Genomic DNA, 12731 nt, shown 5'->3' with positions numbered 1-12731 from the left:
CCGCACTCGAAACTGGGCGGAAAAACTCCCGCCGAGATCGCCGGCCAACGGCCATGGGGGCATGCCCCCATGGCCGTTGCCATGTCAGCAACCAGCCCGCACAAAGGGCAAGGACTCTATCTCTGAGTGGTAACACTCAGGGGAGCACGTCACACATCGACGCAAATCCGCCGCTGTGTAGTCGGGCCGAACGCCAACCGCTGCCGCCATCGCAAGCCTCCATCTGCCTGCAACGTCGAATCAGATTTTCAGCACCTTGGGAATCCACCACGTGAGTCACTCTCAGCGCGCCTTGGTATTAGCTCTATCGCACCGTCGTGCTGAGTGTTGCGATCGGAAATACAGTTGAGGTGATGATGCTCACGAATTTCTGCACATCGGCAAGCGGGGCGTTCGATACATAGACAATGTCCTTGTCGCGCATCGGGAAGCTCTGGGCCGCAAAGAAATTCACAGGATTCTTCAGATCGACGCGGTAGATCACCGCGATCTTGCCTTCGGGAGTCCGTGGAGCCGATATATCCCCTTCGAGACCCAGCGCGGCTGGATCCTCGAGGCGGAAAATGAAGAGGCCACGAGCATCGGCTCGTTGATCCTGAAGCCCGCCGATCCGGCCTAGCGCTTGGGCGAGCGTGATTCCCTGAGCCTCCATCGGCAATTCCTCATTGCGCCCGGTCGCGCCGAGAACAGTAAAGCTCAGTGGCTGGAACATGGCCGTAACGACGTCGCCGGCAGAGAGCATAACATTCTGACGTGGATCAGCGATGACCTTCGCGAGCGGCATCCGTTCGACGCGGTTGCCACGCGTCATCTGGATAGTGATTTTGTCAACTGGTTGGCGCACGCCGCCCGCGCTCGCGATCGCATCCAGCAGGCGTTCGCCCTTGACGGTGAGAGGTAGGCGCGTGCTTTGCGTGACATCGCCGACAACCGTTACCAGTGCGGTGGCATTTCGAGAAATTCGGACCTGCGCCTGGGGCAGATGGGCCTTGCCGGACAGGCGGCGTACGATCTCCGCGCCGATCTGCTGCGTAGTGCGTCCGGACGCTTGTATCGACCCCGCAAAGGGGATCGCTATTCGGCCATCACTGTCAACCATTTGCTCGGGAAGCGTGGTAGGTTTGGCATTGGATGCGCTCAAACCCGAGAATTGCATATCCCCGCCTGGGTTTGACCCGAACAGGGCCGCTGGTGGCGCTTCCCAAATGACAACCTCCAAAACATCTCCGGTGCCGGCGAGCATTCCGTTAGGCGTGGCATCACCGAGGGTGTCGGCAAAACTATTCTGGATTTGGGTGTTCATCAGTTTTCGGGCGACGCTATCCGTAACGTCGATCAGCCGTATTCCGTGGAGAGTCAGATTCTCGGATGATCGCACAACCTGTCCCGTCGTTGGTCCCGCCGCGCTGATGAAATTGGAACTGCACCCGGCGAGGGAGGTCGACGCGCTTGCTAGGATGGCGAGGCGTGCCATCTTCATGGAGCGTTGACCGAAAATGTTTGAATTACTCAGCACGATGCCATTCCTAATTTCTGCTCGATGATAGGGCACGATAGACCGATACGGTTCTCTCGATGCATGATTCCCAGCTATAAGTGGCGGCGACCTCTAGGCCGTGACTTCGCGCTTCACCGCGCCAAACCAAATCCGTCAATCCGCGCTCCAAGTTTTCAGCAAAGCTATCGATGTCGAGCGGATCGACCAGCATTGCCGCTCCGCCCGTCACTTCGGGCAGACAGGATGCGTTGGATACGACCACCGGAACGCCGCTCGCCATAGCTTCAATTGGCGGCAGACCGAAGCCCTCATATGTGGATGGGTAAATGAAAAGTGCGCTGCCGGCGTACAGGGCCGGCAGATCAGCCTCTGGTACATATCCGAGCCAACGAACCCACCCATCGGCCACTCCTCGGTCCAACTGCTTTCGGATATCATCGTTGAGCCAGCCGGCGCCCCCGGCGATCGCGAGAGGCCAATGTCGCTTGATATCGGCTGGCAAGATGCGCCAGGCGTCGAGCAATTCGGTCAGGCGCTTACGCGGGTCCAACGTCGCAACGCATAGTGCGTATCCGTCTGCGTTCAGGCCATGTCGCGTCAGCGCTGCTGCCATCTCCATGGCACTGTGAGGTCTAAATGCAGCGGCGACCCCGAGTGGCACGGCGACCACTCTTTCCGCAGGCAATCCGAAGAACCCGATCACCTCATCGCGAACAGTGTTCGTGCACGTGATCACGGCACCAGCTCGCCGCAGGGAGGATGGTACGTTTTTCTCGAAGAAGCGTACCCGCTCGATGGGATGGCATTCGGGTTGGTTGAATACCGATAGATCATGGGTGGTTACCACGCCGCCATCGGCTCCCTCAGGCAGAAAGAAATTGGTGCCATGGAACAGGTTCATGCGCATCACGGACCGATCATACGAATGCCGCATCCAGCGTGGCATATGAATGCGGCGCCGGGTCGGCTCTGTGCTCGCGAAAGGTGCGACATCCCGAAACCATCTTCCGTGACGCCAAAATCGAATGGAACTTATAGAGCTGTGGTGGGGAAGCCGACGCGCTAGCTCCCACGTATAACGTCCGATTCCGCCCATGTCTGGGGCAATGGCTTCAATTGATAATGCGAGTTGCATGATCCTAAACCTCKGCCAAGTTTGGAAGTGCCGAGTTGAGTAGTTGATAGCTTTGGATGGCCGGGGCGTGATCCGTTGCTAGAGTGAAATGTAGACGATGGATCGCGCTTGCCGGGATTATTGCTTGGCGAGGGAGGTGGATTTCGTGTGACATAATCACGCTACGATGTTGAGGGCGGCGCGAAACTCCGCATCAGCCGGTGCGGCCGTGTGAATTCCAAGCGCCTCAAGCAAATCTAGCCGTGTCACGTCCCAACCCCGCGATTCTGCAATCGACGGCGGCTCAGCCCGCTCGCATGTGATCCCAATCCAACGCTCCAGTTCGTCAGCAAATTCGCTGTCGTCACGGAAGAACGAAGCAACCTGTCGATTCGATTCCCGGAAGACCGGGAGGTCTCGCGCCAAGACTGCCTTGCCGTAGCGCCTCGCTTCTTCAAGAGGTAGGCCGAAGCCCTCGGCATAGGACGGTACGACGACGCACTGGCACGCATGATAGAGTAAATCGAGCAATTCGTCACTCGCGTCACTGAACCAAAATAGCCGGCTCCCCGCGTCTCGATGACTCAGGATACGACGTTGCAGCCGGCTAGTCTTCCAGCCTGCACGGCCGACAATCACAAGATCCGGCGCCGCAGCACCATGGCGAGCCCAAAGGGCTTCAAATGCGTCGATGGCCGCACTCAGGCCCTTGCGTGGCTCGACTGTGCCGACGATGAGGGCAAAGGGTCGAGCAGCATGGCGCCGCAATGCGTTGCGCGCCGAGGCGCTGACGCCTTGACTTGGCGCGGTCGCTCCGATGTCTCCGCCAAGCCGGATTATGTGAGTTTCGAAAGATGCGAGCCTTTTCGGGAAATGGGCGGCCATCCAGTTGCGTAAATCTTGTTCGGTATGGCGCGATACGCAGATCGCGCCGTCGCAAAATTCCCCAAGAAACTTCAGCCAGCGACGAAAATTACGGACTGTCTTTCGCTGAAACCAGCGGGGATGCCTGATGGGTAGAAGGTCGTGAACCAGCAGCCGGACCGACACACCGCTAGCTTTCCAACGCACCACCTCGTCCCTATGATAGGGCAACAAGTGCGCAGCCAGGTCAAGGCCAAGAAAGATGTCGCCGGGTCCGATCTCGACCGGTGAAGTCGGCCGGTCCCTCCAGTCCGCTGCTGGTGAATGGGCGCCTAAAAACTCCAGACTCGCATAATGATAGCCGTGGTTGCGGGTCGCGAATACCGGGCGGACGATATATCCCGGTGCGCCGTGCTCAATCAATTGCAGCAGGATACCGCGAACGACTCGTTGAATACCGGTCCGAGCATCGTGTCTGTATATTACCGAGACGTCGGCTAGAATTTGAGGTATTGATCCCTGTCGTTTTCGTATGGCGGCGAGGCGAGGCGCCGGGCCCTTGAAAGGCCATCGTTTCAACCAGCCCATATCAGCGACTGACATTCAGATACGCGTCATAAGCGGTGTCCACGTCACCGAAGGACGTGAGCGTGCCACCAGCCAGCACAGCTGCGCGATGGCAGTGTTCGCGCACATAGCCGGCATCGTGTGATACTATGATCATCGCACGATCGGCACGTTTTTCGAACAGTTCCACGACGCATTTTTCGTGGAACCGCGAATCGCCAACAGCGATGATTTCGTCAATCAAGAAGCAATCGAATTCAACGACCATCGATATGGCGAACGCCAGGCGCGCGCGCATGCCCGACGAATATGTTCGAACGGGCTCGCGTAAATAGATGCCGAGCTCAGAGAAGTCCTGGACGAAGTCGACATGGTCCTCGGCCTTCTTGCCATATATCCGGCAAATGAAGCGAAGATTGTCCAGGCCGGTCAGGCCCGACTGGAAGGCGCCGCCAAATGCCAGAGGCCAAGAAACGCTCATTTCGCGCTGGACATGCCCGGAGGTCGGTTGTTCGGCGCCGCTGATCAGCCGAATTAAGGTGGATTTCCCAGCCCCATTCCTACCCAATACGCCAACCCGCTCTCCTTGCGCTACGGTCAGGTTCACGTTCTCCAGCACAGTTACCGGCCCGCTTCGGGTCGGATAGCGCTTGGTGACGTTCTCGATAGTGATCATTCCGGGACTACTTCGCGACTAACTTGCCGCGTCAGTGACAATCCAAGCAATGTGAGAACAATGCAAATGGATCCCATATAGGCAAGGTCGTAGTGCGTTACGATCTGTGAACCGAAGAAGCCGTGTCTAATGTATTCGACCCCGTGGACCATAGGCAACAATAGGAGGTAGTCCTGTGCAACCTTTGGCACAGCATCCACCAGGAAGGCGGCGCCCGACAGGGGGAATAGTAGATAGGCGGCAGGATGCCAGAGTTTTTCAACCAACTCCGACCGCTCTGACAGGGCCCCGAGCAGAATCGCCCAAGAGGAGCCGAACCATGCAAGCATGAACCAGCCCAGAGCGACGGCCAAAATATCCTCAGGCAATTCCATCCAGCCGAGGAAATGAAAGAATAATACCAGAGTGGAGAACGATACGGTGGCGCCGCCAGCCTCAAGGATAAGCCTAGACAGGAAAATATCGAGGACCTTGACCTGTCGATGATATAAAAGTGAAAGGTTGGGCTCGACGGATCCGATGCAGCGCGACGGCATATTGCGCCACAGTAGAACGCTAGAATAGCCTGTGACTGCGAAGGCAACAATTGGTAGATTTGAACCATGGATCGACTTGGTCACGGTCCAGAGTGTGGTAACGCCAGTGGTGAACAACATCGGCTCGACGAAGAGCCATAGAAAGCCGAGATTGTGTCGCCCGTATCGGGTGAGGATCTCCCGCATCAATAAAGCGCCGATCACGCGTCGCTGGACGAGCCACGCCTGAGAAAGGAATTTGAGTTCTTCCATTGCGTTGCTTTTCAATCGTGGTGCTCGCGAAGGCCGGCCAGCAGCATCGACAGAATCCCCCACGCGGCCAAACCCAGGAGTATCGTAGCGAAAATCCCGCGTAGCCGGCGTGGTTGCATGGCCTTGTCCGGCATATTGGGCTCGACAATCCGTTCGAGATAGATCTGCTTGCGCCGAGCTTCGTTGCGTGCCTCCTCAGAGGAGGCCAGCGCGCTGGCCAGCGCTCGCTGCGCGAATTCGTTTTCGAACTGCAAGCGCTGATACTGCGATGCCTTGCCAGCGAGTGAGGTCGAGCCTCCACCTGCGACGCGGTTAGACTCTCGTGCGATATCTCCCTGCAACGCTGCGACGTGCTGTTGCAGCACTGCAATCTGCGGGTTCTCGGGCGTGAATGCCTGCAACTGGGTGAGTTGGCCCTGCGTTGCGATCAACTGATCCTGCAGCTTCGAAACGAGCTGTACCTGAACCTGCGCCTGACGTTCGGGATCGAGCACGCGCTGGGTGTTGCGATAGGCGGCCAGCGCGTTCGCCGCGCCCCGTGCCCGGGTCTCGGCGTTCAAGACTTCCGTCTCGCCATAATGAATCAGGTCGCTCCGGCCACGTTCGTTCAGGCGGTTCACCAGGGCTTCCGCCTGCTGAATCAATTGGGCATTGATCCGCTGCGCCGCCTGAGGCGAATAGGCTTGAATGGTCAACGTCGTGACTGATGTCGACGGATCGTGTTTCGCGGAAACGACATTGGTGAAGTAACGGTACAATTCTTCGAACGACCGATCGATTCCATATGCTCCGAACCGATGAAACATGTCGATGCCGGGGGCGGAGTAGGCTTGGGCGAAGTAGCCTTTTCGATTCAACGTGGTCAGTGCGTCACGCGATTCGATATATTCCTGTACCGCATAGCTCTCTTCGCCAGCGTTGGAGAAGCCTGCTCCCTTCAGAAGCAGCCCAAGCGTGGAGGCGCTCGGCCTTTCCGGCGAGCGGACGACAAATCTGGACTCCGAGATATATACGTCGGACGCGATCAGTCCGAAGTACATCATCGCGAGTACAGTCGGTATCAGAACGGTCAGACTGAACAGCAACCCCATCCGCTCGACGAAGGCTCTGGCTCTTGCGAAGATCATCTAGGAACGTGCTTTTCAAAAAAGAGAGTCGGAAGGGATGGGCAGTGTGGGCGCCTTAGCGATGTGATTCGAGTTCGTCATCGGTGAAATGGCCCTGTCGATGCCCGACCCGGAATGGCGGACCATCGGAAAGGTGGGCCGTTCGTCCTGCCCGACGGGGTGCTCTGGGGTGCTTCGTCACGGCGCGTGTGGGCAAACCGGAGCGATCCAGGGATGTCTTTACATGCGGTGACGCTACGCGTGGTCCGGCGATATTCCCAAGGACGCCCATTACTCTGAAGGCGCCGAGTCAAAATCGCGCTACCCGAAAGCCATTGCTTGTCACACGGGCGGACGCATCAGGCGTCTGAAATCGGCGGACTTCGTCACGGCAACGCGAGTATCGTAGGCCACTCCCCACAAAATTGAACATCGACATGGGTTTAACCCATTCGTATCGTGAAGGCCAGCCTGACGCCACGGCTAAAAGGGCCGACGCGTAGCGGAGCGGACAGTTCATATTGCAGAATGATTCCAGAGGGCTGCACCAAAGGGGGCCGTGCCTGGCTCGGGTGACCCGTCGGCAACCGTGCCACATATGAGTGTAGTATTCGGTTCTGGTCGGCCCGGCTCACTGTTCGGATGCAGTGGCCCGGCCAACCGTCACGACCTTATGCCCCGCATCGTCGATATTCAGCACGATATCCTGAACGAACCGCGAGTGGCGTACGCAGAACAGGAAGAAATTCTGGATGAAATGCCCAACCCGCGACAGGGGCGTTTGATCTGTATCAGCAGGATATACCGATCCTCGGCCGTCTCGTTCCACACCTCGTGATTGTAGAGGTCGTCGAAGATGAAGGATTCTCCCTCGGCCCAGGACATGACGTGAAGCTGATCGGGGGCTTCGATGTTCATGCGACATTTCTCGCGCTCGGCCGGTACCTTTAGCGCGAGATGATAGGTCAGCATGCCCTTGGTCATGCCGCGGTGACGCGGAATATGGCCGCCGGCTTCCATGACGGAGAAGATCGCTGTGACGAGGCCGGGAATCTTGTCGAGCAATGACACCGTGATCGGCGCCCGCGCGCAATTATTCTCGAGCCGGTAGCCATAACCTTTCAGGAAGAAGGACTTCCAACGGCGATCCTTCGCGATCTGGCCATGGTCGAAGGAGATGTCGCCGAGCGACGGGATGTCCTCGGTACGAATCCTGGTCGCCTCGGCCTGGATATCGCGCCAGCGGCTTTCGAGGATGGGAATCCAGGCGAAGGGCGCCTTGTCGATGATCGGCTCATCCGGGATGAGGGAGCGGCGCATAATGATCGCGTCGATCTTCGGCCGCATTTCCTTGCCGATCTGATATAGGGACTTACCCACGAGCGGCACTTTCCGCCCGCGCGCGTTGACCGTTTCGTTCCAGTTCAATCCTTCCTCCGACAGCAGGTATTGACGCCGTCAAGCGACCGGGCGCGCCTTCGGCTTCTTTACAGAAGGAGCCGGAATGGCTCAATCCGCGACCAGAATTCCCTTTTCGGGCTTGGGCATGCCCTTTTGGGCAAGGGATGCCTGCTTCAACGGACTGGCCGCTTCGAGCCGGGCAATCACACCCTCGGTGACCTTGGTGAGGGCTTCCTCGGAGAAGAATCCGCCGGCCACGAGGCACCGATCGATCAGCACGCGGCGGAAGGCGCCGAAGGTTTCCGCGTCCGGCCTGCCCGGATCGCGCCAGAAATCGTCGAGCTGCCCCTGGAAGGTGATGCCCTCGATATCATAGACCGCCTGGCCGAGCGCGATCACCGGCACGTCGAGCGCAAGCGCCAGCGTGCCGCTGGTGCTGTTGATCGTCACCATGCCCTTGGCGCGTTGCGCGACCGGCACGATATCCCCCCCTTCGAGATAATCGACCCGATGTGCGACGCCGTGGAGTGCCGCCAATGTCTCTGTTTCAAGCCGCCAGTCGCGCACCCCGTTGTCGAGCGGATGCTCCTTCACCACGAGGCGCAGGTCGGCAGGGGCGTTGGCCGCAAACGATGTGATCACCAGGCGCAGCGCATCGGCAATGCCGGCGAAGGAAGAGTGCAGCCGGATCTGCGCGTCCGAATCGAGCTGGAGCGGGAACAGCATATAGGGCTGGCCCCGCGTTTCGAGCGATATGAGCACGTCATGCGTTCGCAGTGCGGCCGCCTTGCGCCGCAGCAGCCTGCGTGCCCAGCCCATGCCTTCCACCAAGGGATGCCAGGGACGATGATTCTCCCAATAGGGGTAATAGGAGCGGGTCAGCACATCGGCTGCGTTGTACAGCAGGCCCTCGGCCGCGCGGCGGCGAAAGGACGACGGCACCGGATGATGCTCCGGCGCGGGCGGCAGCGCGGCGGCTTCGGCCCGGTACCAGGCCGGGTCGCGTGGCAGCGTCGAATGGCCGTTCACGCCACCCAGCTCGAGCGTCACCCAGTCCGGCCGGATATAGCCTTCCTCGAACACATGGACCGGCACGTGCAGGTCCCGGCAGACCGCGGTCGCCACCATGTGCATCGGCCGGCAATCGCCGAAGAGTACGACATCGGTGATCTGGCGATCCGCGATCAGTCGCTTCAATGCCTCCGGCCATTCCGCGAGCGACCCGCGATAATCGATGCCATTGGGCAGGCGCCAGAACAGGCGGTCGCCGCCATTGAAATTGACCTTGTGGACCCCGTAGCCGTCGCGTCGCAGGGCCTGGCCGAGCTTACGGAACAATGGCCCCATAAGCCCCTGCAGCAACAGGATGTTGCGGTTGGCGAGGGGCTGTGCTTGTCCGGGGGCCGCGACTTGCGGCATCAGGACTGGCCCCTCGGCAAACATATCTGGCATTCGTGATGTCACTTTCGATTCGAATGGCGTCCCCTGTCAGAACGCATCGCCATTCGACCAACGCATACAGATTCGGTTACATTTTTCCAAGTTGCGCCGCGCTATGCCTTAACCGTGACAGCAGGGCGGTCGCCCGCTAGAGGTAGAAGCTACGACTCTCTTCCGCAGCCAGACGGCGTGGTTTAATCGAGACTGGCGACGCGACGACCTCAGTGGCGAACGGTGTGATCCTCTTTCTGGCGATGCTGGTCGCATCGCTGCTGCTCGATGTGGCCGTACGGCCGCGCGCGGCGCGCCTGCGGCGCTGGCAGGGGCTCGTGCTGCACCTGCTGGTCATGCTTGCCGCTTTCGGCCTTTGTCTCGCCGGTTCCGGCAACGTCCCCGTCGCGGCGATTCTGGCGACCGCCGCGATCACGCTCCTCGCTGTTGCATCCAATGCGAAGCATAAAATGCTGGGCGAGCCACTAATCTTCTCCGATTTGGCGCTAATTATCGCCGTCTTTCGCCACCCGCGCTTCTATTTCACCGCGATCTCGGTGCGTGAACGCTGGATGCTGGCGATCGGGGCGTCGATCGTGCTCGTCATCCTCGTGCTGCTGTTCTCGACCAGCCTAGTGCCGCACCTCATGGGCGGCGGTTTGCTGCTGCTCGCCGGGAGCACCGCGTTCCTCCTTCTCCATGGCGGCTGGCTCGAGTCGGCGGTGCGAACCCCCGATCTCCCGGACGACCTTGCCCGCTATGGCCTGCTCGCGAGCCTGCTGCTTTACTGGCGGGGGTGGCGGCGTACGCCGGACCCGCGGCCCTGTGCCCCACTCGAGGTCGCGCGGGGTGCCGAGGAACCGGCACCGCCGGAAATCATCGTCATCGTGCAATGCGAATCCTTTGCCGATCCGGTCGAGATCACCGGCGAGGCGCAGCGCGCGCTGCCGGGGCTCGCAAGCGCGCGCGCCGCCGCGTGGCAATGGGGTGAGCTCGATGTCAGCGGGTTCGGCGCGTACACGATGCGCACCGAATATGGCGTGCTGTTCGGCCGAAGCGAGGCCGAGCTCGGCTTTCGCCGGTACGATCCTTTCCTGAGCGCGCACGGCGAAACATCCTATGCGCTGCCGGCGCGGCTGCGGAATGCCGGCTATCATTGTTCCTTCGTCCATCCGCACGACCTGCGTTTCTACAGTCGCGACCGGCTGATGCCGGCGCTGGGCTTCGATCGCATGATCGGCGAGGAAGGTTTTGCCACGGGCTCGTCTCGCGGCGGTCGCTATGTCGACGACAGGACCCTGGGGGCTTCGCTGATCGACCTGGTCGACAATGCGACTGAGCCGACTCTGGTCTATGCGGTGACGATGGAGAACCATGGGCCGTGGGACAGCGACAATGCACAGGACGCACGCGGCAGGCTGGAGGCATATTTGCGCCACCTCCACAGCAGCGACGCGATGCTGAGCGACCTAATCGAACGGCTGTCGAGTGACGGCAGGTCGGGGCTGCTCGTCTTTTTCGGAGATCACCGACCGAGCATTCCCGGTGCCACGGCTCCGGGAGGCGCGCGTCACACGCCTTATGTTATCCTGCGTTTCGGCTCGGGCGGATCGATCCTGAAGGATGGTCCCGGTCGGACCGACCTTTCGCCTGCCGGACTTCATCACGCCATTCTGCGTTGCGTGCAGACGGGCGATGCATCGGCGCTCAGCCGGCCGGAGGCCTGAGGCCGAGCAGCAATCGATCGCGCAGCGGTCGCGGCAGCAGGCGATCGACCCAGCGTAGCACGGCAAATGGCCAGGGAAAGATTGCATGCGCCTGGCCGCGCGCCGCGGCCCTGGCGATCCGTGCAGCGGCATCGGCGGGCTGCAGGAGGAAGGGCCTGGCGCCGCCGGTCTTTTGTCCGGCGGCGGTGTCGATGAAGCCGGGAGAAACGAGCGTGACACGCACGCCATGCTCCTTCACCCCGAGACGCAAGGCCTGCGCGAACCGTGCGAGGCCGGCCTTCGACCCGGCATAGGCGGCGGCAAAGGGCAGGGCATGGAACGCGGCGGCCGACCCGATCAGGACGATCCGTCCTTCGCCGCGCTGCGCCATGCGGCGTGCAAGCGCGGCCGCCATCGTGGTCGTGGCGACGAAATTGACCAGCCCCAACCGCATCACCTGCGTGGCATCCTCGACCAGATCGCCCGGTGCCTGGACATCGCCGATGCCCGCGGCGAGCAGCGCCAGATCGATCGCTCCTCTGTCATCTTCCTCATCGAGAGCCGCGATCGCAGCGGCGGCGTCGGAAAGGTCGAGAAACCGAACCGCCGTATCGGCACCCGCCTTGCGACAGACGGCCGCTACCGCCTCCAGCCGTTCGCCATCGCGTCCCCACAGCGATAATGTCCGCCCCGGCGCGGCATAGTGACGCGCGAGCGCCGCCCCCAGGCCACCGGAGGCACCAGTGATCAGTATCCGATTCGGCAGTTGCGCCTTCATGAGGGGCTTATGACCGTCTCATGTCGCAGCTTCCAGGCAATCCATCCGTTGTTTTTGCGGATGCGTCGGTTCCTGAAGTATTGCTGCTTGACACGAGACAGCCCGCTGTGCGCATGCCGATGTTTCGACGGGAGAAATTGAGACCTGCAAATGATGAAATACGGGTCATCCTCCCCGCGCGTTCGATTGTTCCGAAACGACCTGCTGGAGCGGCTGACGCTGATCTCCCCGGTGGCGTTCGTGTTGACATGGACGGTGTTCCTCGGGGCCGCACTCTATGCGAGCTGGGGGGTGACGAGCCTTGCGGCATCGATCGGGCTCGTACTGCTCGGCATCATGATCTGGACGCTGTTCGAATATGCGATGCACCGCTTCATCTTCCACATGAAGCTGAATTCGGCATTTGGTCAGTGGCTGATTTTCCTGACCCATGGCAATCATCATGAAGTTCCCGGCGACAAGTACCGGAACATCATGCCGCCTATCGTGAGCGTGGTCGTGTCGGCCGGGATCTGGGCCGGGTTCTATCTGCTGTTCGGCCCGGCGGGATCGGTACTCTATCTCGGCTTCGGGATCGGCTATGTCGTATATGACGGCATCCACTATGCCTGCCACCAGCTGCCGATGCGCGGCCCGGTGCTCGGCCGATTGCGGCGGCACCATATCCGGCACCATTTCGCCAAAGAGGAAGGTAATTACGCGATCACCGCGACCTTCTGGGATCGGGTATTCGGCACCGACATCCCTGCCAAGCGCCCGTAAGAATCTTCCGCCTTTGGGAATTCGCTCGTCCGCGACTTCG

General features: G+C 60.4%; 11 protein-coding genes. 2 read left to right on the top strand and 9 right to left on the bottom strand.

Annotated features, from left to right (window positions below):
• Positions 1-304: 304 nt before the first annotated feature.
• The 8 genes from AC1DT7_RS23045 to AC1DT7_RS23010 form a co-directional block, all read right to left on the bottom strand.
• Positions 305-1516 (bottom strand): polysaccharide biosynthesis/export family protein, encoded by a 1212-nt coding sequence (locus AC1DT7_RS23045; RefSeq protein ID WP_478038513.1) that lies wholly within the window; start codon positions 1514-1516, stop codon positions 305-307.
• Between the two features lie 10 nt (positions 1517-1526).
• A complete protein-coding gene (locus tag AC1DT7_RS23040) occupies positions 1527-2594 on the bottom strand; it encodes a glycosyltransferase family 4 protein (protein WP_478038515.1) in 1068 nt (355 codons plus the stop codon).
• A 195-nt stretch (positions 2595-2789) separates the two neighbouring features.
• Complete coding sequence (locus tag AC1DT7_RS23035; RefSeq protein WP_478038512.1) at positions 2790-4079, bottom strand: glycosyltransferase family 4 protein; 1290 nt, start codon at positions 4077-4079, stop codon at positions 2790-2792.
• The gene (locus AC1DT7_RS23030; RefSeq protein ID WP_478038511.1) at positions 4066-4719 is read right to left on the bottom strand and encodes an ABC transporter ATP-binding protein; all 654 of its coding nucleotides are present in this window, start codon (positions 4717-4719) and stop codon (positions 4066-4068) included. The genes AC1DT7_RS23035 and AC1DT7_RS23030 overlap by 14 nt, the downstream gene beginning before the upstream one ends.
• A complete protein-coding gene (locus AC1DT7_RS23025) occupies positions 4716-5507 on the bottom strand; it encodes an ABC transporter permease (protein ID WP_478038510.1) in 792 nt (263 codons plus the stop codon). Before AC1DT7_RS23025 ends, AC1DT7_RS23030 begins: the two co-directional genes overlap by 4 nt.
• 11 nt (positions 5508-5518) lie before the next feature.
• On the bottom strand, positions 5519-6634 hold the full coding sequence (locus AC1DT7_RS23020) for a KpsE/RkpR family capsule polysaccharide export protein (RefSeq protein WP_478038509.1): 1116 nt from the start codon (positions 6632-6634) through the stop codon (positions 5519-5521).
• Positions 6635-7306: 672 nt separating this feature from the next.
• Positions 7307-8041 (bottom strand): aspartyl/asparaginyl beta-hydroxylase domain-containing protein, encoded by a 735-nt coding sequence (locus tag AC1DT7_RS23015; RefSeq protein ID WP_478038508.1) that lies wholly within the window; start codon positions 8039-8041, stop codon positions 7307-7309.
• A gap of 81 nt (positions 8042-8122) precedes the next feature.
• A complete protein-coding gene (locus tag AC1DT7_RS23010) occupies positions 8123-9466 on the bottom strand; it encodes a capsule biosynthesis protein (protein WP_478038507.1) in 1344 nt (447 codons plus the stop codon).
• 224 nt (positions 9467-9690) lie between these two features.
• Between AC1DT7_RS23010 and AC1DT7_RS23005 the strand changes: the two genes are divergently transcribed.
• Complete coding sequence (locus AC1DT7_RS23005) at positions 9691-11172, top strand: LTA synthase family protein (RefSeq protein ID WP_478038506.1); 1482 nt, start codon at positions 9691-9693, stop codon at positions 11170-11172.
• Here AC1DT7_RS23005 and AC1DT7_RS23000 read toward each other — a convergent pair.
• The gene (locus AC1DT7_RS23000) at positions 11153-11929 is read right to left on the bottom strand and encodes an SDR family NAD(P)-dependent oxidoreductase (protein ID WP_478038505.1); all 777 of its coding nucleotides are present in this window, start codon (positions 11927-11929) and stop codon (positions 11153-11155) included. The two genes, AC1DT7_RS23005 and AC1DT7_RS23000, sit on opposite strands and share 20 nt — an antisense overlap.
• Before the next feature lie 186 nt (positions 11930-12115).
• On the opposite strand from AC1DT7_RS23000, the gene AC1DT7_RS22995 reads away from it, so the two are divergent.
• Positions 12116-12691, top strand: a complete 576-nt coding sequence (locus AC1DT7_RS22995) for a sterol desaturase family protein (protein WP_478038504.1) — start codon at positions 12116-12118, stop codon at positions 12689-12691.
• Positions 12692-12731: the final 40 nt, after the last annotated feature.

It is taken from the genome of Sphingomonas sp. P3_C6, assembly GCF_056402595.1.
This window is presented reverse-complemented; position numbering and strand designations above follow the sequence as displayed.